Origin of the sequence: Marinobacter sp. ANT_B65, from assembly GCF_002407605.1 — a bacterium.
GTDB lineage: Bacteria > Pseudomonadota > Gammaproteobacteria > Pseudomonadales > Oleiphilaceae > Marinobacter.
Genome location: NZ_NXGV01000001.1, coordinates 688,958 through 711,357, shown reverse-complemented (window position 1 = coordinate 711,357; position 22,400 = coordinate 688,958). Strand labels below are relative to the sequence as shown.

Here is a 22,400-nt window from a genome sequence, read left to right as displayed (position 1 = left end):
CTCGTTGTATGTCAGATTAAACCAAGGTTTCATATAACACTAAAAACCGGGAAAGAGGATTCCATACATGGTTCAGACACGAATTTTACCTGCGGCTGAAAATGCCCATCAGTACCCTCTTCTTATCAAGCAACTGCTGCTCTCAGGGCCAAGGTATTCTCCGGATCAGGAAATCATTTATGCCAACCATGGCAAGTACACCTATCTCGATCTGGTAGAACGTATTCACCGCCTCGCAAACGCCCTGACCGATGCCGGAGTCAAACCCGGCGACACAGTAGCGGTTATGGACTGGGACACCCCCCGTTATCTTGAGTGCTTTTTCGCAGTCCCCATGCTGGGCGCTGTGCTGCATACCGTAAATGTGCGCCTGTCACCTGAGCAGATTGTTTACACCATGAACCACGCTGAAGACGATGTGGTACTGGTGCACGACGATTTCATTCCGATCCTGGAGAGTGTCCGGGACGAGATCAAAACCGTCAAAACCTATATCCAGCTCACCGATGAGAAAACTGCGGCCGATACAACAATCAATACTGCCGGAGAGTACGAAGCTCTTTTGTCTGCAGCTGCAACCAGATTCGACTTCCCGGATTTCGATGAGAACAGTGTCGCGACGACTTTCTACACAACCGGAACCACCGGCAATCCGAAGGGTGTTTTCTTCAGCCACCGTCAGCTTGTACTGCATACCCTGGCGATGACCGGCTCACTTGCCGCCTACGATGAAGTGCCACTGCTACGCTCGTCATCAGTCTATATGCCAGTTACACCGATGTTCCACGTTCATGCCTGGGGCGTCCCCTACGCCGCTACCATGATGGGCATCAAGCAAATCTATCCGGGGCGCTATGAGCCGGAGTTGCTGGTTGATCTGATCAAGAAACACGATGTTTCCCTCTCCCATTGCGTTCCAACCATCATGCAGATGATGATGGGTACGGAATCCATCAAAACAGCAGACCTCAGCAACTGGCACGTACTGATTGGTGGCAGCGCGCTAACCAAAGCCCTGTGTGATGCAGGGGCAAAACTCGGGATACACATGTACACCGGCTATGGCATGTCAGAAACCTGTCCGCTGCTAAGCGCTACCCATCTCAAACCGGAAGACCTCGAACTGCCACTGGAGCAGCAAACCGCCAAGAGAATCAAAACCGGCGTAGCTGTACCCATGGTAGAACTTGAGATTGTTGACCCGTCCGGCAACCCGGTCCCTCACGATGGTGAAGCCAAAGGCGAGGTGGTTGCCCGCGCGCCCTGGCTCACTCAAAGCTACTTCAAGGAACCTGGTAAAGGCGAAGAACTCTGGGAAGGCGGCTGGCTGCATACGGGGGATGTCGCTTCCATGGAGCCAGACAACACACTGACCATCAAGGACCGCATCAAGGATGTGATCAAGACGGGCGGTGAATGGCTGTCGTCTCTTGATCTGGAAAACCTGATCAGCCAGCACCCAGCGGTAGCCGCTGCTGCTGTTGTGGGCATTCCCGATGAGAAGTGGGGCGAACGGCCATATGCCCTGATCACCCTCAAGCCTGGCGAGCAGACCAGCCTCAAAGATATACAGAACCACCTGCAGCAATATGTCGACAGCGGCGAGATCAACAAGTGGGCAATACCAACCCAGATTGATTTTGTTGAAGACATCCCGAAAACGAGTGTCGGGAAGATCAACAAAAAGCTGATTCGAGACCAGTTGCAGTAATCAGACCTGTACTTCAGATGGCCCGCCAGGTTTCCTGCGGGCCATTTTTGTTTTTCATCGTATAATCTCCCGCCTGAAAGCCATCCTGACCTATTTTTCAAACAGAGCCTTATAACCATGATGTCCAAACTGCGTAACTGGATCTCCAGCCCGAACGGCATACGTAAAATGATGAATGTTTACGGCCCATACGCAGGTGCAGGCGTCAAAGTGACCCACATTGCGGAAAACTACCGGTCAGCAACGGTAGAAATGAATTTGCGCTGGTTCAACACCAACTATGTGGGCACCCACTTTGGTGGTTCGCTCTACAGCATGGTTGACCCCATGTACATGCTGTTGCTGATGAACAACCTGGGGAGCGACTATATCGTCTGGGACAAATCCGCCTGCATAGACTTTATTCGCCCCGGTAAAGGCAGGGTAATGGCACACTTCGAACTGACGGAAGAGAAACTTGAGGAAATCCGTGCAGCCACAGCGGGCGGTGACAAAACACTGCCGCAATGGGATGTGGATATTCTCGATGACAAGGGCGAACTGGTCGCCCGGGTTAACAAGGTTCTGTATGTCAGGAAAAAGCGTTAAATCCCTGAAAACGTAAAATCCACCTCGGGCTTTTTCCCATCAACAATATCGGCCAGCGCAGCTGCGGAACCGCAGGAGTGGGTCCAGCCCAGGGTACCGTGCCCGGTATTCAGATAAAGATTGGCAAAGTGACTCTTTCCTACATAAGGCACATTGGAAGGTGTCGTGGGGCGAAGCCCTGTCCAGAACTCAGCCTGATCCCAACAACCCGCCTCAGGCATTATTTCTGCGGCTCTGCGCACGATGGACCGGCAGCGGGTGTAACTGAGATTGCGACTGTAACCACTCAATTCGGCCGTACCTGCCACGCGGATACGGTCACCAAGCCGCGAATACACCAGCTTGTACTCATCATCGGTCAGACTGACACTGAACGCGGCCTCTTTATTCTTTACCGGTACAGTGATTGAGTAGCCTTTTGCCGGATAGATATTCAAAAACAGGCCAAGCTGTCGGGCAAGTGGTGCACTGAAACTTCCAAGGCTGAGCACATAAGCGTCTGCCCGCAGGGTTTCATGGTGCCCCTCTCTCAGAACCTGTACGCCGAGAATACGTTCACCTGCCCGTTCGAAACCAAGTACATCTGTGCCATAACAGAACTCGACACCCGCTTCCGCACATCGCTGGGCAAGTGCCTGGGTAAACTTACGGGCATCACCGGATTCGTCTTCAGCGGTATAGGTCGCTCCCGCTATCTTGTGCTGGATATGTTTCAGTGCTGGCTCCAGCTCAACCGCCCTGTTCGCGTCGATCACCTGTCGCTCACACCCTAGATCACACATGATCCTGGTTGGTTCAAGCGCCGCATCGAACTCTGCCGGGTTGGTATAGAAATGCAGAATGCCCTTTTCCATCTGGTCATACTCCAGCCCGGCTTCCTCGCGCAAGGCCTGCAGCTGGCTGCGGCTATAGGTGCCAAGGTTAACCATCTGACGGATGTTATGAGCAGCTTTCGCAGAGGTGCACTGGGTCAGAAAAGACAATGCCCAACGCCATTGGGCCGGGTCCAGTCTCGGGCGGAACAGAAGCGGTGCATCGGCCTGAAACAACCACTTGAGCACTTTCAAAGGTGCTGCGGGGTTAGCCCAGGGCTCTGCATGGGAAACGGAAATCTGCCCACCATTCGCATAACTGGTTTCCAGGCCAGCCTGACTCTGTCGGTCAACAACCGTTACCTGGTGGCCCTGCTTCTGTAAAAACCAGGCTGTGGTGGTGCCAACAACCCCTGCGCCCAAAACCAGTATGTGCATGCTTGACTCCGCTCAAAAAGAGCCCGCAACGCTGAAAATGAATCAGGGGATTCCAGCCGGGCTCGGGTCAGTATTCAGAAAAGGACATGTCTGTTCGCGTGTCTGATTGTAACGTGAGGCTACAAAGCCTGTGACTTATGCCATCAGCCACCTGAGCGTTTTACAACCCAGCCTTTTTGCTCAAGAAGAGGCACAAGAACGTCTCGCTGCTCACCCTGAATTTCAACCACTCCGTCTTTTATAGTGCCGCCTGTGCCGCACTTTGCCTTGAGTTCTTTGGCGTAGGCCTTAAGTTCTTTCTCATCCATGGGGATACCGGTTACCAGCGTCACGCCTTTTCCCTTGCGCCCTTTGGTTTCCCGGCTGACCCGCACAATGCCGTCACCCTCTGGCCGCTGCCCCTTGCGGCAACTACAGTTGGCGACGGGGTTCCGGCACTCAGGACACATACGCCCCTGCTCGGTTGAAAATACCAGCCCACCTGAAGATCGCATTGCCATTTATCCTCCGTATGATCAGGCCTGTGGGGCCTGAACACCACAACAGCCTTCGGTTTGTATATAGCCAGAGCTGTTCAGTCTTTATCGGGAGGATACTTGCTGAACATTTCGGTGACCACCTCATCAACCAACTTGCTCCTGGTTTCCGGAGACTGGTTTTCGTTCAGGTAACGACGGCTTGCAGCACGCCAGACAACCTCTTCAGAGCCTTTGTCGACCAGTTCAATCACCAGCTTCCCTTCCCTGACTTCACGTACAGGGGGCGGTGCAGAAAGCCCCCAGCCAAAGTTACCTGTACCAAAGCCAAAACCGAGACCGACGCCGGACTGTTCAAGGCGATCCTCTTCCACAATTTTCCAGCTCACCAGAAGGTCCGCTTCCACCAGCTCAACCTTGTTCATAGCCTTGCTGTTCAACTCCCGCTCAACCGCGTTCTGAACACGATTTCCATCAAGGGTAACAAACGATGAACTGTCAGGTCTTGGTGCAAAAGCCCAGGATGAATAGTCGTCAAAAGCTACGGCTGAATTGTAGTCAGTTACCACATGGCTGGCACACCCGGTCATGGTCAGTGCCACCAAAGCTGTCATCACAAGACGAGTCATCACTTACTCCCTGTCTGTTTTGGGATCTGATACCAGTATACGTAAAAGACCGTTATCCGATGCGATTTCACCGGATCATTTCTCAAAACTGTAATCCATCTTGTGGGCATCACAAAAGGCGGAAAAGGCATCCGTCTGGTCTTCGGGAACGAGAACGCGCGCGCTTACATGAGTTCCATAGGTAACCGAATCAAGTTCAGCCACATGAACATCACACCAGTGCCGCAGCGGCTGTTCACCTGCAAATCCCATCGTTATGTTTGCTGCGCTGAGCGGTTTGTGGAAAACCCGGCCAACTTCCGAGAGCACGCTCTCAGCGGCGCCCGCATAGGCTCTTACAAGACCACCGGCACCAAGTTTGATACCACCGAAATAGCGGATCACCATGACCAGAACATCCCCCATATCCTTGTGCTGAATCACACTGAGAATCGGCTTGCCGGCGGTACCTGAAGGCTCGCCGTCATCGTTCATTCCGGCTTCAGCCGCAGAGCCGGGGCGCCCGATCTGGTAGGCCCAGCATATATGGCGCGCATCGGGGTGGTCCTGATGAGCCTTCTCCACCCAGTCTTTTACTTCGTCCCGGTTGGCCACAGGTACAACCCGGGCAATAAAGCGGCTTTTCTTAACTTCCGTTTCCCGCTCCAGATAGCCGGCTGGTACCGGATAATCTTTCTTCATGAACTCGCCTGTGGTTTTGGTTAGTCGATGGCGAACACTGGTAGCCGGACCACGACCTGCAAGCCACCCCCTTCACCATTGTGTGCGGAGATTTCTCCATCATGGGCCAGGATAATATCTCTGGAAATAGCCAGACCAAGCCCCCAACCCTGCCCTCCACGGGATTTGTCCGCCCGGAAAAACGGCTCAAAAAGATGTTCGAGAATGTCACCCGCAACGCCAGGGCCCTCATCTGTAATGGTAAGACTTATCCATCCGGAGGACTGCTCCAGCGAAACATGAACCACCTTACCCGGAGGAGTGTGATCCAGGGCATTCTGCAGGATATTGTCGAACGCCCGCTGCAACAAGCCGGCGTCCCCAAGCACTGACACTCCGGTACTTTCGGGCGTTGACCGCAGTTTGCAATCCACCCGCTGGTGTTCCGCATAATCTGCAGCATCCCGTAATACGTCATTCAGCAATTCCAGAGGCCGTATTGGCTCCCGGGCTATATTTCCACCCTGCTCGATAACCCGGTACAGGGTCAGTATCTGGCCGGTCATGGTTTCAAGACGTTCATTCTGGCGCAGGATACTGGTCATCAATTCGTCTTCGATACCACCTTCACTGGCAAGCTCAATGGCAACTCTCTGACGCGCCAGCGGGGTTCTGAGATCGTGAGAAATATCTCTTAACAGATGTTTCTGCCGGTCCAGCAAGTTACAAAGCTGATCGGTCATCGCATTAAATGCGGTAGCAAGCTGCCCGACCTCATCTCTGCGCGCCGCTATGCTCTCGTTGACCCGCAGCTCGTTATTGCCACCGGCTATGGCCCGCGCGGTGCTTTCCATGTGCCTCATGGGCCGCGACACAAAGCGTGCAATCAGCCAGCATGCGAGAGTGATCAGAATAAACGCCAGCCCCGTCTCCATATACCGGAAAACCCGGGGTTCCAGCCAGCCCTCCCCATCCATTTTGGGCCAGGCGATCAGGCGATACCCGTCCCCCATATCAACAACTGCAGGCTTTTGCCGATACCACCCGGATTTGATTCGTGAGCGAATATCGGAAGGTAAACGCTCACTATCAGCGGCACTGATCATCATCAGATGCAGGCCCAGTTCCTCCCCCTGAGCACTGAGAAACTTATACGCCTCCCTGCGTCCGTGGCTCTCCCTGATGGCTGCCACTTCCAGCCCCAGATCCCGCAATTCAAGCTGACGTTCAATACCAGCCCTCTCGCGATCCAGCAACACCTGCGAAGCAAGATTACTAACAACCACAGTTACGGCCATAGCCAGCCAGATCAACAGGAAAATCCGCCAGAACAATGGAACCATCAGCCGGCGCTTCATTCTGGCACCCGGTAGCTGTAGCCCAGGCCGCGCACAGTCTCAATTCTGGGAGGATCATCGTTGCCCAGTTTCTTGCGGAGATTGCTGATATGCATGTCCAGCGTGCGATCAAAGGCCTCAAGGCGACGCCCCAGCGCCCATTGCATAAGATCTGTTTTACGCACAACACTACCAGCGTGGGCCAGCAGTACCTGAAGAATTTCGTATTCGGTGGCTGTCAGCTCCAAGGGTTCACCATGGTGATATATGCGGCGGTGGTCAGACTCCACACGCAAGTCTCCATAATGTATGTCAGCTTTCACATCCGTTTTCTGGTCCCAGGCTACCCGGCGAAGAATTGCCTGCAGCCGGGCCACGAGTTCGCGAGGGTTGCAGGGTTTAGGAATATAGTCGTCTGCACCTACTTCGAATCCTACAATGCGATCTGTTTCGTCACCCCGCGCAGTCAGCAACACCACCGGCAGGTGGGTTTCTGCGCGCAATTCACGCAACACCTCAAGGCCATTAATGTCCGGTAGCATGATATCCAGAACAACAATGTCGCAGTGTTGTCCCAAAGCCAGTGCCAGACCATCTTTGCCATTGGCAGCTTCGCGCACAGTGAATCCCTGACCACTTAAATAGCGGGCAAGCAATTCACGGAGTTCGTCATCATCCTCTACCAGCAAGACTCTGTTCTGCATTGTTTATATCTACCCGCGTTTGCTTAATCGGTGTGTGCAAGATGTAGCCGGCAGTTTAACACGGCCTCTGCAACCTGCCGGCGCCACGCATGTCTCCTTTGCAGAACCTTTACATGCCCTTGACGCTCATTTACCAAGACTCGCAGTACTATAGGGGCGAATCATGCTTATGCCGAAACCGGTTAAGCAGCTACTCAACTGTATAAGGAATTATCATGAGCAAACGTAAAACTTCTATCATTGCAGCCGGCCTTCTGGCCTCTACCCTTTTTGCTGCCAGCCCTGCGGTGTTTGCAGGCAACCATTCCGATCACCGTGGCGATGGCCCCCGTGACAAGACAGAAATGTGCGAAAACATGCGCGAAGGCAAAGGCCCCTTTGACAAAGCCGAGCGTGAAAAGAAGATGGCTGAGCGTGAAAAGAAGATGGCTGAGCGCGAAGAAGCTATGGCCAAACGCCTGGAGCTGAACGACGATCAGCGCAAAATCTGGAACGAGATTCATGAAGAAAGGCACCAGAAGCACGAAAAGCGCATGAAAAAAATGATGGAAAAGATGGAAAAGCGCTGCGATATGGCACCAGAGTGATCACGATTCGGTTTTTTTGACGTAAGGTAACGGAAGCCATCAAGGAGTCCGTACCTGTATGTCAGAAACCGAAGAATCGATCATAACCCTCGATACCTGCCAGTCCGTATCCGATATCCCCCGGGAAACATGGACACGGCTGGCTGGCGTCGACAATCCGTTTCTCCGGTATGAGTTTTTCGAAGCACTGGAAACCTCCCGTTGCACCAGCAAAGAAACCGGATGGAACCCCAGCCACATTATATTCCGTGTGAATGACCAGGTTACCGGAATTGCGCCCGCCTACCTGAAAACCCACTCCAGAGGAGAGTATGTCTTCGACTGGGCCTGGGCAGACGCTTACCAGCGTTATGGCCTGAACTATTACCCCAAACTTCTTATCTCTGTCCCTTTTACACCTTCCCAGGGGCCGCGACTACTGCTTGATCCGCAACTGCGGAGCACACTGAACGCTCATCAGATTCATGACCTTCTGGACACTCTGATCTCCCGCCTTGGCGCACATTCCTGGCATCTGCTGTTTCCGGATGCAGAGGATCAGAAACTGCTGCAACACGACGGACAACTGCACCGGATTGGCTGCCAGTTCCACTGGCACAATCGGGGCTACAGCGGCTTCGACGACTTCCTGAACCAGCTCACCTCCCGCAAACGCAAGTCCATACGCAAGGAGCGCCGCCTGGTGGCAGAGCAGAACATCAGCTTCACCCGGTTTCATGGCCGGGAGATTTCCGATCACGTTCTTGCTGCGTTCTATGTTTTTTATCAGGCCACCTACCTGAAGCGCGGGCAGCGACCTTATCTGACCCAACAGTTCTTTGAGCAACTAAGGGAGACAATGCCCGACCACCTGCATGTAATCGTAGCGCTGAAAGATGATGAGATGATTGCGGGCGCCCTGTTCCTGAGCGGCGGAAACACTCTTTACGGTCGCTACTGGGGCTGCCTTGATGAATACAACCATCTGCACTTTGAAACCTGCTACTACCAGGGCATAGAATTAGCCATTGAGCTGGAGCTCCAGACCTTTGACGCAGGCGCTCAGGGAGAACACAAACTGGTACGGGGCTTCGAGCCGGAGCTTACACATTCATGGCATGGAATCGCCCACCCGGGGTTTCGTGAGGCCATCGAAGCCTTTACCCGGGAAGAGGCAGATCAGGTTATGAATTACTACGAGGAGGCCAAAACAGCGCTTCCGTTCCGGCAGAACGACGGGGCCTGATAGTGGCTGGCCTTGCTCTACGGGATTGCTGTGGAGTAATTTGCATAATCTGCATACAAAACGCTCTTATTGCTCACAGAAGTGGGTTTAAACCTTACAAGGATTGAAATGACCAGCACTGAAGCACAACGTCAGGATCACCATCGCTACTTCATGGTATCTCCGTGGAAGTTCTGCCTGATGTCGATCTGTACTTTAGGCTTGTACGAATTTTATTGGAACTACAAGAACTGGCGTTATATCAAGACCCGGGATGGCTCCGGTATCTGGCCTTTCTGGCGATCCTTTTTCTATCCGTTCTGGTATTACTCCCTTCTTTCTGACCTGGCCCGGAATCATTCGCCAGGGGCAATCAGCAACAAAACATTCGCTGTTTTTCTGGCGATCTGTTTGCTTTTATTAAGCTATATCTGGAAGGCTCCCGATCCATACTGGCTTCTTTCCTTCTTTACTTTCATGCCCATGTTGCCTGCTGTTTCTGCCATATCAAAAGTTAACAGCTCTCATCCGGATGCGAAAAATCATACAGGTCACAGACCGCTAAACTTTGTGGCTTACCTGACCGGTGGGCCAATAGTCGTGTTTTTGATCCTGCTAAGCACCGGATTCTTTCCAAGTACAATGGTGGTTTCCGGTGATTCGTTGTGGGAACGCGATTTGATCTATTTGCGCAATCAGGAAATTCTGGCGGAAGATGAAGACATCATTTACTTCTATTCTGGCGGTGTACTGTCAATCAAGGAAGATGGGCAGTTCATAAGCCAGGACTATGTCACCTCCTACGGAATGGATCCGGAGGATGGAATCGTCTATAGCGCTTTTGCCGCGTATGAAGAAATCGAAGCGGTAGACGTGAAATGGTCGAAATCCTGGCTTGAAGATACAGTAATCACAATCTCGGATGTTTATGGCAACGAATTCGAATTATGGGTCTCATCGGAATCTGGCGGAGACAAGAAGTTTGTCAAAGAGTTGAAGCGCCTCTGGAATATAAAGCGGGCAACAGCCCCGGGGACTATTGCCGTGTAGCTTCGGATCATACCCTGGCAAACTCAAGGTACCGGCTAGCAGCCTGCATCTTCTCATCCTGGCTGTTCAGCAGTTCAAGCCGCAACCGCTCGATGATACTCATGTATTCATCCAGCGGTGATTCAGACTTTCCAAGATCTTTGGTTTCTTCAATAAACGCCTTTTGCTTTTCCCGGATCTCACCAAGCTTTGTCAGCGCATCACGGATTGCCTCAGTTCGGGCATCCAGAAACCCGCTACTCTCGCCACCGTTATCATTGCCACCCGGCACCAGTTCTGCGGATTGCACCTGCCCTGTGTGTTGCTCTGCCAGAGTGATCTCTTCAAGAGTGCGAACTTCACCATCGGCGGTCAGGTAAATGCCTGAAGCCTGAACCTGCCCCAATGGCACGCCCTGGCGATTCGTGAGTGTGAAACTGTCTTCGGCACTGCCCACGTACAGGGCCTGCACCCCAACCTCTCCAAGAGTCTTCAACGCTTGGGAACCATCGGCAGTCTGCACCCAGACCGAGAGAGATGAAAACACCTCGTCGTTGCTATCTATCCACTGATTGCCGTCGTCATCAAACCTGGCTAATTCGCCAAAACCGGAACCACTCTGAGGCCCGAACAATTCGGTGCCATCATCCACTTCGCCGTTCCCATTGCGATCGAACACAAGATAACCACTGCCGCTGCCAAGAGTTGCAAACTGCCCGGTTTCTCCATCGCCATCAAGATCAAACTCAAACAACGTATCTGTAAGCCGGGCCGTCGAGCTGCCAAAGTTGATAACCAGGGGATCGGTCATCGGGCGCTCTTCAATACGAAGATTTTCAGAGTACTCGTAACTCCGGGATTGGGACTGGCGGAGGGAAAGTGTGAAATCTATGGTTTCACCGTTCTCCAGCGTAATGCTTCCGCTCGACGCGAATGAGCGGGTTTCGCTCTCGGAATAGAACATGTAGCGGCTCGCTTCAACAGATATGCTGCCGCTCGCCTGAGAACCGGACTCACCACCCAGGGCAGCACGGCCTACGCTGATGGCCTGTTGGCCACGGAGAAACAGCTCAGAGGTTTTCTCCACCAGCTCTGCGCTGGAAAACACGGCATTACGGTCGCCACCGCTTACAGTACTGGAACTGGTGAACCCAAGCTGTTCCTGACTGCTGTAACGGTAAGCAGCATCGCGGGCTATATTCAACTGCGAGCCACTTCCCTGGCCTTCCGTACCGGCGCCAGACAATTGCTGCTGGTTAATTCGCAGCTGGCTCTGGTCGAAGCTTGTTACCTGACGGGAATTCCCCTGAAGGAAAGAAATCTGACTGGACAAAATCATGGTGCGGGCCTGCCTCTCGATACCCTGGCTCAATACCCGCATATCGGCCAGCAGGCATCGAACTTGAGAGTTTTCCGCACACACTATCTCTCCGCCTTTTGTCTCCAATAACTAAAACAGATACCGGATGAGCGCAGCGGCGAGAATACCTGCGGCTATGGACGGTAAGGGTTTCTTGAGAAGGAGCATTGTGATGGCAGTAACAGACAGGGCGGCAATCGCGCCCGCATCGCCGCCAAAGGCCATAGGTACGATGATGGCGATAAGCACGGAGCTGGCCATGGTGTTGATAAAGCTCTCGATACGAGGGCTTATCTTCACAAAGGACATGACAAAAACGCCACCGAACCGGGTTGCCAGGGTAACCAGTGTCATAATCAGGATCAGGGCAAGAACACCCGTAGTGTTGGTTTCGATGGTCATGCAGTTTCCCCCCCGGCGCCTGCATCATCCGGCTTTTTTTCAAGCCAGAAGTACCCGACCACGCCACCGGCCAGGGCCCCCGCTACCACATGGGTATTGGCAGGCAGCCATTTCCACGCGGCCAATGAGGCAATCGCAGCCAGAGTCCAGGCAACCAGTACCCGGGGATTCTTCTTTCCGCCGAGTGCCATGGCAAGCAGAAAGCAGCCCAGCACCATATCCATTCCAAGGCTTTTGGGATTCTGTAAAAAGCCACCGAAATAAACACCCAGCCAGGTGCCTACAATCCATGCAAGCCAGAGCACCAGCCCTCCGCCCAGAATCACCTCGAGATTGCGCCTGCCACCCTGGTACTCCTGTGCAGATACAGCCCAGTTGGCATCGGTAAGAAACAGGAGAAGGCCGTAGCGTTTTCCGGGAGAAACATCTTTGAGCATGGGATAAAGCGAGGCACCCATAAGAAGATGGCGGGAGTTGATGGCAAATACCACGATCATAACGGGGATAACCGAGACTTCCGTCCCCCACATATCAATGGCGGCAAACTGCGAAGCTCCGGCAAATACCAGGGTACTCATGAGCAGGGATTCAAGAGGTCCCAGCCCTTGCTGCACGGCCGCCAAACCAAATGCAGCGCCGAACGCCACTACAAATAATGAAATGGGAAACATCCGGACAAGCTCCGAACGAACCTTCGCGGGCTGAAACTGGTAGGGATATGTGGTGTTTGTCATCTACGCAAGCTAAGGAAAATTTCCGGGCGCGCGTATAAGTAGTTTCCGCAAACGTGAGTTATTGATCTGCCAGCAAGTTTTGAAAATGTGTCTGATACACGAACCTCAACGTTTGGGAACGGCCGATTTTGCAATTGACCTCCCCGGTTCCAGCGATTAGTTTACGTTCGGTCCGGCCCCACAAGGGCAATCCCCTTCGGGATATCCGGGCGACTGAAATCGAAACGCCGGCCACAAGCCGGACGACAAAAACAACACACCGCCACTGCCGCCGAGATCCGGCCAAGGTGGAGAGGATTTCAAAATGTCTGCACCAGCACGTCTCCGGGATGTTTTGTGCCACGCACAAAAGTACCCACCTGTTAGTTTCATCTCCACAGTCTTATGCCCTGCCGGGCCATGGGAGGGAGGTGAACCGTCATGACTGTATTCAGCCATCCTGAGTTTGATAACCACGAACACCTGTCCTTTTTCTGCGACCCGGAAACCGGGCTAAAAGCCATTGTAGCCATACACAACACCTCCCGAGGGCCTGCCCTTGGCGGCTGCAGGATGTTCCCTTATGCCAGTGATGAAGAAGCCCTGCGCGATGTGCTGCGCCTGTCACGGGGCATGACGTATAAATCTGCACTCGCCAATCTTGATCTGGGCGGCGGCAAATCGGTCATCATCGGCGATCCGCGCAAGCAGAAAAGTGAAGCCTTACTGGAAGCCATGGGCAAGCACCTGGAGGGTCTGGGCGGCCAGTACATAGCAGCGGAAGACTCCGGCACCAGCGTGCCAGATCTGAAGGTCATGGGAAGGTACACAAAGCACGTTGCCGGCATTGTGGAACGCACGGCTTTTGATGGCCAGCGAAGCAACGGGGACCCGTCCCCAGCCACAGCTTATGGCACATTTGTCGGCCTCAAGGCAGCGGTAAAACACAAGCTTGGCCGCGATGATCTGACCGGCTTGAAAGTAGCTGTTCAGGGCATTGGCAATGTGGGCTATCGCCTCGCCCGACATCTGAAGGACGCCGGTGCAGAACTATGGGTGTACGACATCCACCAGGAGAACATGCAACGCGCGGTAGACGAACTGGGAGCTAACCCGGCCTCAGCCGGGGACATTCTGTTCTTGCCCGTGGACGTAATCGCACCCTGTGCCATGGGCGCCGTACTGAACGACGATACCATCCCCCGCCTGCAAGCCAGCATCGTTGCAGGCGCAGCCAACAACCTCCTGCAACGCCCGGATCACGACCAGGCACTTAAGGACCGGAACATCCTCTATGCTCCGGATTTCGCTATTAACGCCGGTGGCATCATCGATGTGTTCTATGAGCGCACAGGTGCTTCCCCGGAGCAGGTGCGGGCGCACGTTGAAGGCATTGGCCAGACGCTTGCCGAGATCTTTACACGTTCGGATCGCAACGGCATTCCAACTGGCATGGTTGCCAACACACTCGCCGAAGAACGCTTCCGGAAACACTCCGGCGGAGTTGAGGCCGCGGATGAGCAACGCATTTCCGCGGGCTGACTGACAGTACCTGGATTACGGAGCCGTGATCGATTCACGGCTACCGCTCTTACAAACAAAAACAACTATCTGACAGGAGACAACCATGTCTGAATCAAACGCGGCTATTTCCGGCGCACTGGAAGGCTCGAATGCCAAACGGGGGCTCTGGTCCTCACGCTTTGCCTTCGTTCTTGCGGCCACGGGCTCTGCCGTTGGTCTGGGAAATATCTGGAAGTTCCCCTATGTTACCGGCGAAAACGGCGGCGGTGCCTTCGTGCTCGTATACCTTCTGTGCATCGCGGCTATCGGCCTGCCTATCATGATGGCCGAAGTACTTATCGGCCGCAGGGGCGGACGCAGCCCGGTGAACAGTCTCAGAGCGATTGCCGGGCACGACAGACTGAATCCGGCCTGGCGACTGGTCGGCGCAGTCGGGGTAATCGCCGGGTTCCTGATCCTGTCGTTCTACTCAGTGATCGGTGGCTGGGCGGTATCCTATGTGGGCACGGCGGCCAGCGGGCAGCTTACAGGCCAGTCTGCAGATGCCATTGGGGCCATTTTTTCTGATCTTCTGGCAGATCCTGCCACGCTTCTGATGTGGCACACCCTGTTTATGGCGCTGGTTATGGTTGTCGTTGCCAAAGGCGTTCGCGCAGGGCTTGAGCGCGCTGTCAGCATTCTTATGCCGGCTTTGTTCCTGCTACTGCTCACAGTTGTAGGCTACGCCATGACCACCGGAGAGTTTGGCCGGGCAGCAGCTTTTCTGTTTCAGCCGGATTTTTCCAAGCTCTCAACTTCGGGCATTCTGGTGGCACTGGGCCACGCGTTCTTCACTCTGAGCCTGGGCATGGCAGTAATGATGGCCTACGGTTCTTACCTGCCAAAGAACATCTCTATCGCCAAAACCTCCATTGCCGTCTGCATAATCGATACGGGCGTAGCTCTGCTTGCGGGCCTGGCAATCTTCCCGATTGTTTTTGCCAACGGCCTTGAACCCGGTGCAGGCCCAGGCCTGATATTCCAGACCCTGCCGCTCGCTTTCGGCCAGATGCCCATGGGTAGCCTGTTTGGGACTCTGTTCTTCATATTGCTGATATTTGCAGCGTGGACATCAGGTATTTCCTTGCTGGAACCCATAGTCGAATGGCTTGAAGAGCAAAAAGGCATGAACCGCACCGCCAGCACATTAGGTGCAGGCTTTGTATGCTGGGCCCTGGGAATTGCGTCGATCCTTTCCCTGAATCTGTGGTCAGGTTTCGCACCACTTGGGTGGATCAGCATGCTGGAAGGCAAAACCATCTTTGATCTTCTGGATTTCTTTACTGCCAACATCCTGTTACCACTGGGCGGCCTGCTGGTTGCGGTATTTGCCGGCTGGGTCATGTCACGTCAGGCCATGGAGACGGAACTGGCACTTTCAAAGCCCATGTTCCGCCTTTGGTACATCACCGTGCGCTTCATTACACCGGTGGCAGTAGGTGCAGTATTTATCTACAACCTGTTCGGATCTTGAGCTATATCAAACCTGAAGACGAGGTGTAAAAATCGGGGAATCCTGATGTAGCCGTCAAATATATTTGAGCTATATCGCAGTGTATGATGGGGCTGTGTTGATCCAAGGAGAGGCCCAATGACCACTCGCCCCGTCAAGAACCCCTCCGCCCCCAAGTGGCTCGCACTTGAGGGCGGAGAAGTTCTCAGGAGTGTAGGCTCAGCCCTTGATGGCCTGAGCGTCACTGAAACAACTGAGCGGCGCCTGGAGCGCCACGTGCACCCATCGTCATTGCAGCAATCACCGCACTACAACTCCCTTTCATCGACGCGCCCTTCAGAAACAGAAAGCAAAAGGAAGACATCGTGACTGAGGCTCTTCAGGGCTATATGTTCTACGAATTCGCGGCGCTCCTGGTGCTCGCCGCCGGCGTCGGCTTCGTCGGGCTTCTCCTGCGCCAGCCGCTGATTGTAAGCTTCATAGCGGTGGGTATCGTCGCCGGCCCTTCGGTACTGAATATCGCCCAGTCAGATGAACAGATAGACCTTCTGGCCGAACTCGGCATCGCTGTCCTGCTGTTTCTGGTCGGCCTGAAGCTCGATTTCAATCTGGTGCGAACATTGGGGCCTGTGGCTCTGGTTACGGGGCTAGGCCAGGTCATTTTCACAACCGTCTTTGGCTTCGCCTTAAGCCTCGCACTTGGCCTGGATGCACTGACCGCCATTTATGTTGCGGTGGCACTGACCTTTTCGTCGACCATCATTATCGTCAAACTGCTATCTGACAAGCGCGAAATCGATTCTCTCCATGGCCGAATCGCTCTTGGCTTCCTGATTGTGCAGGATCTGGCGGTCGTGGTAGCGATGATTGTATTGTCCGCCATCGGGGTGGGGGCCGGAGACGATGCGGCATTTACTGACGTTCTGGTGGTTCTTGGCTACGGTCTGGCCATGCTGGGCGCCGTGGCATTATTTATTCGCTATGTGGCCAACCCTCTGGTCGACCGCCTGTCGCAGGCCCCGGAACTACTGGTGTCTTTTGCTATCGCCTGGGCAGTGCTGCTGGCAGCCATGGGCCATTACCTGGGCTTCGGCAAGGAACTTGGCGGACTCCTGGCCGGCGTTTCTCTGGCCTCAACTTCCTACCGCGAGGCAATTGCCGCACGCCTCACCTCACTGCGGGATTTCCTGCTACTCTTTTTCTTCATCGCGCTGGGGGCATCTCTGGACCTGTCAGTTCTGGGCGCAAGCGTTGGGCCGGCCATTGTCCTGTCGCTGTTTGTGCTGATCGGTAATCCGCTGATTGTACTGATCATCATGGTAACCATGGGCTACCGCAAACGTACGGGCTTTCTTGCGGGCCTCACTGTGGCGCAGATCAGCGAGTTTTCCCTGATTTTCATGGCAATGGGCGTAACTATCGGCCATGTCAACGACCAGGCGCTGGGGCTCGTGACTCTGGTAGGTCTTATCACTATCGCAGCCTCAACCTACATGATTACCTACTCACACCAGATCTATGACCGGATAGAACCTCTTTTAAGGATCTTTGACCGCCCCATGATCGCGACCCAGCGCGAGGACGCTCCATCAAGCTCTCACGGACATGATGTAATCCTGTTCGGGATGGGACGCTATGGGCTCGGCATCGCAGGGGTGCTTCGGGAGGCCGGGTTGAGGGTACTTGGGATCGATTTCAGCCCAGCCGCAGTTCGCCATGCCCGTATGGAGGGATATGACGTGATCTTTGGCGATGCAACAGACCCGGAGTTTCTCGCACATTTACCGCTTGGCTCTGCCAAATGGCTGGTGCTGGCTGTACCCGAACATGATACCGGGCTGACCCATGACGACCCACGCCGTACTCTGCTCAGGAGCGTTCAGGACCTTGGCTATCATGGCAAGGTCGCCGTTGCGGCACACAGGGAACAGACAGCCGCAGCACTTACCCGGGCAAAAGCAGACATTGTACTTATGCCCTACCGCGATGCGGCCATAGCAGCGGCACGTATGATTCTGGATGGAGAACCCACAGCAGAGACTTGTATGAACGACCCGACCGGCCAGAAGGAACTGTACGAATGATCAACGGGCCGCTGGCTATAAACGCTTGAGAGAGGCTTCCAGGGTCTCCCCTATTCTCGCATTGAGTTTAAGGTCCGCCAGCTCTTCCGCCCGGGTCCGGCCCAGGTTAAGAGTAGCAACAGGCTTGTCGAATTCTTTGGCATACCGGCAGAAGCGAAAACCCGAGAAAACCATCAGCGATGATCCGATCACCAGTAAACCATCACTGGCTTTAAGCGCCTCTACGGCTGACTGCACTCGCTGTTTAGGTACAAAGTCTCCGAAAAACACCACATCCGGTTTCAGTATGCCGCCACACCGGGAGCAATCTGCCAGGCGAAACCCGGAGAAATCCACTTCCAGATCTGCATCGCCATCTGGCGCCGTATCAGCCTTGTAGTGTCCGAAGTCAGGGTTAAGATCAGCGCAGCGTTCGTGTACATCATCCCGGGGGCACCGGTGGCTGCAACTCATACACACTACTTCATCTGCGCGCCCGTGCAGATCACTCACCCCGTGAGTGCCGGCTTTCTGGTGCAATCCGTCAACATTCTGGGTAACCACAAGGCTGGAATGGTTCCGCAGTTCGAGATCAGCAATGTGATAGTGAGAGGGGTTGGGCGCGGCATTGCGCATCACCGGCCAGCCAATAAGGCTGCGCCCCCAGTACCGCTGGCGGGTTTCAAAGTTCTCCATGAACTCCTGGTGCTGAACCGGCTGTTTGCGCTTCCATGCACCTTCACCATCGCGATAATCCGGGATACCGGAATCTGTGCTGACGCCTGCACCTGTGAGAATCAATAGTTTGGGGTACTTGCGAATGAAGTCCGCCAGCAACTCACCGGCCTGCTCCGGCTCATGAATAACCGGAGGCTTATCCAGCTGCGGGAGACGCTGGTCTGAACTGAACGGACGGGTACGGTAAGTCGTCACAGGCATACACACTCCGGCAAGATCAGCCCGGTTTACGGGCCAAATAAACAGTGTTAAACGACTCTCTGTTCTGGAATGGATTGTAGAAGCTCACAACGTGACAGACTACTTCAGTGAACACATCCCGCAATATGTCCATAAATACGGAGTCTTCCCCCTCATTGGACCACATGGCAAAAATACCTCGGGGTTTGAGCTGCCGGGCCATGCGGCTGATATTTTCGGTGGTGTAGAAGCTCGCATTGGACTCGTTCAGCAGCGCACGGGGCGAGTGGTCGATATCCAGCAGGATGGCATCGAACTCTTTACCGGGCATTTCAGGATCAAAACCTCCAGTCTCCGGATCTGCAACAGCGAGATCGAAGAAGCTGCCGTGAACATAGCGGCTGCGGGCATCCGCGTTGATGTCTTTACCGAGAGGAACATACTCCTGCTGATGCCAGCGTATAACCGGCTCCAGATACTCAACTATCAGCAATTCACCGACGCGTTCATGCCTGAGTGCTGCAACGGCTGTATAACCGAGCCCCAGGCCGCCAACGACAACGCTGAGGTTATCGCCTTCAGTTACATTCAGACCAAGATCAGAAAGGGCAACTTCCGCATCCACAAACATACTGGACATAAGAAATTCTTCACCGAGTTTTACCTCGAAAATATCCCTGTCCCCCAGTGCGGGTATGCGGCGCCGGCGGAGTGTGATTTCGCCGATTTCGGAGGGTTGGCTATCTAGTTGTTCGAATAGTCGTGCCACTTTGCTTCCTCTTTATTGTCGTTCACTTGTCTATCGTCAGACCTGCAACAATCGTGGCTCAGCGCAGTCTCCGGCGGGTAACCCTCTCCCAAAAACCGCTGTAAATACGTCCCTGTACGCTTGGCTCCGCCATCCATGGCTCCGCACATTTTTGGGAGAGGGTTACCCACCGGCTCTTCGTTCTACTCCCCTGTATTCTCCGCCACCTTCATACACCCGATTAAGACCGTCCGCATTTTCCCTGCACCAAGCTTGTTCATCAGATCAATATTGCGCTGGGGAATCCCTTCTACATCCGGATGGCTATCAATCGCGGATTCCAGACTGGCTTCCCGCAACAAGTGGAGCATTGGGAACGGAGAACGGTTGGTGTAGTTCTCCGCTGCATCCGTTTCAGCGTCCGCAAACTGGTAATCCGGATGGAAACTGGCGATCTGGTATACGCCCTCCATGTCCAGATACACGAGCAGACCATCGGCTGCATCCAGAAACTCGTTGTAGTCCGCAAAACCCTGCAGTACGTGAGGGTGAATCAGAAGCGTAGTTTCGGTTTCCGGTTCATCGTCCAGACGCAGGAGCTCGGTTTGCAGAGCCTGGAGCAGAGAGTCTTCGTTATCGGCTGCAGTAACCACAAACCGAACCCGGTCCCTGACCAGTTCCCGTTTGGCAAACGGACAAAGGTTGTAGCCAACAACGACGTCTTCGACCCACTTCCGGGTTGCTTGAACTACTGATTCTTCACTCACACAGAGTTCCTCTAGCTGTTGATCCAACCTGCAAAGTTCAGGTCGGGTAGACGAGCAGGGCGGGCCAAAAATGTGCGGAGCCATGGATGGCGGAGCCAAGCGTACACGGACGTATTCACAGCGTTTTTTGGCCCGCCCTGCTCGTCTGCCCAGCCCCCGTAGTATCAGTAATTTTTAGAGATACCCTTGGCTACGAAGATAATCATCGTAGGTGCCACTAAAGTCCGTAACACCCTCAGGCGTCAATTCAATAATCCGCGTCGCCAGTGAGGAAACAAACTCACGGTCGTGGCTTACGAAAATCAGCGTACCCGGGTAGTTCTCAAGGGCCAGGTTCAGCGCTTCGATAGATTCCATATCCAGGTGGTTGGTGGGCTCATCCATCAGCATCACGTTGGGCTTCTGCAGAATCAGCTTGCCAAACAGCATGCGCCCCTGCTCACCACCGGAAATAACCCGCACCGATTTGCCAATATCATCACCGGAAAACAGCATACGGCCGAGGGTGCCCCTTATCAGCTGCTCGCCGCCGGTTGTCCACTGAGCCATCCACTCTGACAGAGTGTCGTCATCTGCAAAATCTGCCGTATGATCCTGGGCGAAATAACCCACTTCGGCGCTGTCCGTCCATTTCACCTCACCGCTGTCAGGCTCGTAAGCACCAGCCAGACACTGCAACAAGGTGGTTTTGCCAATACCATTGGGCCCGATTATGGCTACGCGCTCTCCGGCTTCAACTTGCAGATTCAGCTTGTTGAACAAAGTGTTTCCATCAAAACCTTTGGTCAGCTCACGGATGGTTACCGCCTGGCGATGCAGCTTTTTACCCTGCTCAAAACGGATAAACGGGCTGATGCGGCTGGAGGGTTTCACCTCATCCAACTGGATCTTGTCAATCTGGCGCGCACGGGAAGTGGCCTGTTTGGCTTTGGAGGCGTTGGCGGAGAAACGGCTCACAAACTGCTGCAATTCTGCAATCTGGGCTTTTTTCTTCGCGTTGTCCGAAAGCATACGCTCACGGGCCTGGGTAGCAGCAGTCATGTACTCATCATAGTTACCCGGGAACAATTTCAGTTCGCCGTAGTCCAGATCCGCCATATGAGTGCATACACTGTTCAGGAAGTGGCGGTCGTGAGAAATGATAATCATGGTGCTGCTGCGAGCAACGAGGATGCTTTCCAGCCAACGGATGGTATTGATATCAAGGTGGTTGGTAGGCTCGTCCAGCAGGAGCACATCCGGATCCGAGAACAGAGCCTGCGCCAGCAGCACCCGGAGCTTCCACCCGGGCGCGAGATTACCCATGGGGCCATCGTGCTGTTCCAGAGGAATATCCAGACCCAGAAGCAGTTCACCGGCACGGGATTCGGCGGTGTAACCGTCCATCTCGGCAAACTGGACCTCCAGATCCGCAACCGCCATTCCATCTTCTTCACTCATTTCTGCCAGCGAGTAAATACGGTCCCGCTCTTTTTTCACGTTCCAAAGTTCTTCATGGCCCATGATCACCGTGTCCATAACCGAACAGGTTTCATAGGCAAACTGATCCTGCCGCAGCTTACCCAAGCGGACGTTCGGCTCCAGCATGACCTGGCCGGCAGAGGGTTCCAGGTCGCTACCGAGAATTTTCATCAGGGTGGACTTACCACAACCATTAGCCCCGATCAGACCGTAGCGATGACCGTTACCGAACTTGGCGGAAACATTTTCAAACAGGGGTTTGGCCCCGAATTGCATAGTGATATTGGCAGTAGAGATCAAGAAACAAACCTATAGATGTTAGGGCCAGCGCCAGGCCGACTGGAGTAAGCCGGCATTGTACAGGTTTGCAGTGACAATCGTGAGGCCGCAGAAACACCGATAAAAAGGCTTGCCTCCGGCGAAGGGGACGGGCAGCATTCCATTTCTGAAGTACCCATTCACTGTATTGAAGGATAGTCATCATGGCACAGGCAACCGCACGCCACATTCTGGTCGACAGCGAAGCAAAATGTGAAGAGCTGAAGAAAGAAATTGAAGGTGGTAAGGATTTCGCAGAAGTTGCAAAGCAGCACTCCTCCTGCCCGTCTGGTCGCAACGGCGGCGATCTCGGTTCATTTGGCCCTGGCCAGATGGTTCCGGAATTCGACAAAGTGGTTTTCAGCGGCGAAGTCAATAAAGTTCTCGGGCCGGTAAAAACCCAGTTCGGCTATCACCTGCTGGAAGTCACCAGCCGCAGCTAATAAGCCGCAACTGCTG

23 protein-coding genes are annotated in these 22,400 nt (G+C 54.1%); 10 read left to right on the top strand and 13 right to left on the bottom strand.

Features of this window, described 5'->3' with window-relative positions:
* Positions 1-67 precede the first annotated feature (67 nt).
* Together CPA50_RS03440 and CPA50_RS03435 are read left to right on the top strand one after the other, a co-directional pair.
* Positions 68-1,711, top strand: coding sequence for a fatty acid--CoA ligase (locus CPA50_RS03440; RefSeq protein WP_096781062.1), 1,644 nt, complete (start codon positions 68-70; stop codon positions 1,709-1,711).
* A 117-nt stretch (positions 1,712-1,828) separates the two neighbouring features.
* On the top strand, positions 1,829-2,299 hold the full coding sequence (locus tag CPA50_RS03435) for a DUF4442 domain-containing protein (RefSeq protein WP_096781061.1): 471 nt from the start codon (positions 1,829-1,831) through the stop codon (positions 2,297-2,299).
* Here CPA50_RS03435 and CPA50_RS03430 read toward each other — a convergent pair.
* The 6 genes from CPA50_RS03430 to CPA50_RS03405 form a co-directional block, all read right to left on the bottom strand.
* Positions 2,296-3,549: a D-amino acid dehydrogenase gene (locus CPA50_RS03430; RefSeq protein ID WP_096781060.1), complete on the bottom strand. Its 1,254-nt coding sequence runs from the start codon at positions 3,547-3,549 to the stop codon at positions 2,296-2,298. The two genes, CPA50_RS03435 and CPA50_RS03430, sit on opposite strands and share 4 nt — an antisense overlap.
* A gap of 143 nt (positions 3,550-3,692) precedes the next feature.
* Positions 3,693-4,049: a translation initiation factor Sui1 gene (locus tag CPA50_RS03425; RefSeq protein WP_096781059.1), complete on the bottom strand. Its 357-nt coding sequence runs from the start codon at positions 4,047-4,049 to the stop codon at positions 3,693-3,695.
* A 74-nt stretch (positions 4,050-4,123) separates the two neighbouring features.
* Complete coding sequence (locus tag CPA50_RS03420) at positions 4,124-4,654, bottom strand: DUF4136 domain-containing protein (protein WP_096781058.1); 531 nt, start codon at positions 4,652-4,654, stop codon at positions 4,124-4,126.
* 75 nt (positions 4,655-4,729) lie between these two features.
* Positions 4,730-5,335 (bottom strand): YigZ family protein, encoded by a 606-nt coding sequence (locus CPA50_RS03415; protein WP_096781057.1) that lies wholly within the window; start codon positions 5,333-5,335, stop codon positions 4,730-4,732.
* Positions 5,336-5,355: 20 nt separating this feature from the next.
* Positions 5,356-6,672, bottom strand: coding sequence for a sensor histidine kinase (locus CPA50_RS03410; RefSeq protein ID WP_096781056.1), 1,317 nt, complete (start codon positions 6,670-6,672; stop codon positions 5,356-5,358).
* Positions 6,669-7,355, bottom strand: coding sequence for a response regulator transcription factor (locus CPA50_RS03405; RefSeq protein WP_096781055.1), 687 nt, complete (start codon positions 7,353-7,355; stop codon positions 6,669-6,671). Before CPA50_RS03405 ends, CPA50_RS03410 begins: the two co-directional genes overlap by 4 nt.
* Before the next feature lie 215 nt (positions 7,356-7,570).
* On the opposite strand from CPA50_RS03405, the gene CPA50_RS03400 reads away from it, so the two are divergent.
* The 3 genes from CPA50_RS03400 (at position 7,571) to CPA50_RS03390 (ending at position 10,196) form a co-directional block, all read left to right on the top strand.
* Positions 7,571-7,942, top strand: a complete 372-nt coding sequence (locus tag CPA50_RS03400; protein ID WP_096781054.1) for a hypothetical protein — start codon at positions 7,571-7,573, stop codon at positions 7,940-7,942.
* A gap of 58 nt (positions 7,943-8,000) precedes the next feature.
* Positions 8,001-9,167: a GNAT family N-acetyltransferase gene (locus tag CPA50_RS03395; RefSeq protein ID WP_096781053.1), complete on the top strand. Its 1,167-nt coding sequence runs from the start codon at positions 8,001-8,003 to the stop codon at positions 9,165-9,167.
* Positions 9,168-9,236: 69 nt separating this feature from the next.
* A complete protein-coding gene (locus CPA50_RS03390; protein ID WP_143750721.1) occupies positions 9,237-10,196 on the top strand; it encodes a hypothetical protein in 960 nt (319 codons plus the stop codon).
* Between the two features lie 7 nt (positions 10,197-10,203).
* Here CPA50_RS03390 and CPA50_RS03385 read toward each other — a convergent pair whose 3' ends face one another.
* Genes CPA50_RS03385 through CPA50_RS03375 form a run of 3 tightly spaced genes read right to left on the bottom strand, consistent with a single transcriptional unit; the run spans position 10,204 to position 12,671 of the window.
* Positions 10,204-11,598 carry a hypothetical protein gene (locus tag CPA50_RS03385; protein WP_227519476.1) on the bottom strand — a complete coding sequence of 465 codons (1,395 nt, stop codon included), beginning with the start codon at positions 11,596-11,598 and terminating at the stop codon, positions 10,204-10,206.
* A 27-nt stretch (positions 11,599-11,625) separates the two neighbouring features.
* Positions 11,626-11,937 carry an AzlD family protein gene (locus CPA50_RS03380; RefSeq protein ID WP_096781051.1) on the bottom strand — a complete coding sequence of 104 codons (312 nt, stop codon included), beginning with the start codon at positions 11,935-11,937 and terminating at the stop codon, positions 11,626-11,628.
* The gene (locus CPA50_RS03375) at positions 11,934-12,671 is read right to left on the bottom strand and encodes an AzlC family ABC transporter permease (RefSeq protein ID WP_096781050.1); all 738 of its coding nucleotides are present in this window, start codon (positions 12,669-12,671) and stop codon (positions 11,934-11,936) included. The genes CPA50_RS03380 and CPA50_RS03375 overlap by 4 nt, the downstream gene beginning before the upstream one ends.
* 420 nt (positions 12,672-13,091) lie before the next feature.
* Here CPA50_RS03375 and CPA50_RS03370 point away from each other — a divergent pair, with 420 nt between their 5' ends.
* The 4 genes from CPA50_RS03370 to CPA50_RS03360 all read left to right on the top strand — a co-directional run bounded on the left by CPA50_RS03370 (position 13,092) and on the right by CPA50_RS03360 (position 17,750).
* Positions 13,092-14,192 carry a Leu/Phe/Val dehydrogenase gene (locus CPA50_RS03370; RefSeq protein ID WP_096781049.1) on the top strand — a complete coding sequence of 367 codons (1,101 nt, stop codon included), beginning with the start codon at positions 13,092-13,094 and terminating at the stop codon, positions 14,190-14,192.
* 85 nt (positions 14,193-14,277) lie between these two features.
* Positions 14,278-15,687, top strand: a complete 1,410-nt coding sequence (locus CPA50_RS03365; protein WP_096781048.1) for a sodium-dependent transporter — start codon at positions 14,278-14,280, stop codon at positions 15,685-15,687.
* 117 nt (positions 15,688-15,804) lie between these two features.
* Entirely contained in the window at positions 15,805-16,035 is a 231-nt protein-coding gene (locus tag CPA50_RS19320; protein WP_143750720.1) for a hypothetical protein, read from the top strand.
* On the top strand, positions 16,032-17,750 hold the full coding sequence (locus CPA50_RS03360; RefSeq protein ID WP_096781047.1) for a cation:proton antiporter: 1,719 nt from the start codon (positions 16,032-16,034) through the stop codon (positions 17,748-17,750). Before CPA50_RS19320 ends, CPA50_RS03360 begins: the two co-directional genes overlap by 4 nt.
* Positions 17,751-17,765: 15 nt before the next feature.
* Here CPA50_RS03360 and CPA50_RS03355 read toward each other — a convergent pair whose 3' ends face one another.
* The 4 genes from CPA50_RS03355 to CPA50_RS03340 form a co-directional block, all read right to left on the bottom strand.
* On the bottom strand, positions 17,766-18,668 hold the full coding sequence (locus CPA50_RS03355; protein ID WP_096781046.1) for an NAD-dependent protein deacetylase: 903 nt from the start codon (positions 18,666-18,668) through the stop codon (positions 17,766-17,768).
* 16 nt (positions 18,669-18,684) lie between these two features.
* Entirely contained in the window at positions 18,685-19,416 is a 732-nt protein-coding gene (locus tag CPA50_RS03350) for a spermidine synthase (protein ID WP_096781045.1), read from the bottom strand.
* A 182-nt stretch (positions 19,417-19,598) separates the two neighbouring features.
* Positions 19,599-20,162 (bottom strand): DUF1415 domain-containing protein, encoded by a 564-nt coding sequence (locus tag CPA50_RS03345; RefSeq protein ID WP_096781044.1) that lies wholly within the window; start codon positions 20,160-20,162, stop codon positions 19,599-19,601.
* Positions 20,163-20,336: 174 nt separating this feature from the next.
* Positions 20,337-21,923 carry an ABC-F family ATPase gene (locus CPA50_RS03340; protein ID WP_096781043.1) on the bottom strand — a complete coding sequence of 529 codons (1,587 nt, stop codon included), beginning with the start codon at positions 21,921-21,923 and terminating at the stop codon, positions 20,337-20,339.
* 182 nt (positions 21,924-22,105) lie between these two features.
* On the opposite strand from CPA50_RS03340, the gene CPA50_RS03335 reads away from it, so the two are divergent.
* A complete protein-coding gene (locus CPA50_RS03335; protein WP_096781042.1) occupies positions 22,106-22,384 on the top strand; it encodes a peptidylprolyl isomerase in 279 nt (92 codons plus the stop codon).
* Positions 22,385-22,400 lie beyond the last annotated feature (16 nt).

Bases quoted from the DNA above. Each gene is read 5' to 3' on its own strand.
- CPA50_RS03440 (WP_096781062.1), top strand. From the start codon at position 68: ATGGTTCAGACACGAATTTTACCTGCGGCTGAAAATGCCCATCAGTAC.
- CPA50_RS03435 (WP_096781061.1), top strand. From the start codon at position 1,829: ATGATGTCCAAACTGCGTAACTGGATCTCCAGCCCGAACGGCATACGT.
- CPA50_RS03430 (WP_096781060.1), bottom strand. From the start codon at position 3,549: ATGCACATACTGGTTTTGGGCGCAGGGGTTGTTGGCACCACCACAGCC.
- CPA50_RS03425 (WP_096781059.1), bottom strand. From the start codon at position 4,049: ATGGCAATGCGATCTTCAGGTGGGCTGGTATTTTCAACCGAGCAGGGG.
- CPA50_RS03420 (WP_096781058.1), bottom strand. From the start codon at position 4,654: ATGACTCGTCTTGTGATGACAGCTTTGGTGGCACTGACCATGACCGGG.
- CPA50_RS03415 (WP_096781057.1), bottom strand. From the start codon at position 5,335: ATGAAGAAAGATTATCCGGTACCAGCCGGCTATCTGGAGCGGGAAACG.
- CPA50_RS03410 (WP_096781056.1), bottom strand. From the start codon at position 6,672: ATGAAGCGCCGGCTGATGGTTCCATTGTTCTGGCGGATTTTCCTGTTG.
- CPA50_RS03405 (WP_096781055.1), bottom strand. From the start codon at position 7,355: ATGCAGAACAGAGTCTTGCTGGTAGAGGATGATGACGAACTCCGTGAA.
- CPA50_RS03400 (WP_096781054.1), top strand. From the start codon at position 7,571: ATGAGCAAACGTAAAACTTCTATCATTGCAGCCGGCCTTCTGGCCTCT.
- CPA50_RS03395 (WP_096781053.1), top strand. From the start codon at position 8,001: ATGTCAGAAACCGAAGAATCGATCATAACCCTCGATACCTGCCAGTCC.
- CPA50_RS03380 (WP_096781051.1), bottom strand. From the start codon at position 11,937: ATGACCATCGAAACCAACACTACGGGTGTTCTTGCCCTGATCCTGATT.
- CPA50_RS03375 (WP_096781050.1), bottom strand. From the start codon at position 12,671: ATGACAAACACCACATATCCCTACCAGTTTCAGCCCGCGAAGGTTCGT.
- CPA50_RS03370 (WP_096781049.1), top strand. From the start codon at position 13,092: ATGACTGTATTCAGCCATCCTGAGTTTGATAACCACGAACACCTGTCC.
- CPA50_RS03365 (WP_096781048.1), top strand. From the start codon at position 14,278: ATGTCTGAATCAAACGCGGCTATTTCCGGCGCACTGGAAGGCTCGAAT.
- CPA50_RS19320 (WP_143750720.1), top strand. From the start codon at position 15,805: ATGACCACTCGCCCCGTCAAGAACCCCTCCGCCCCCAAGTGGCTCGCA.
- CPA50_RS03355 (WP_096781046.1), bottom strand. From the start codon at position 18,668: ATGCCTGTGACGACTTACCGTACCCGTCCGTTCAGTTCAGACCAGCGT.
- CPA50_RS03335 (WP_096781042.1), top strand. From the start codon at position 22,106: ATGGCACAGGCAACCGCACGCCACATTCTGGTCGACAGCGAAGCAAAA.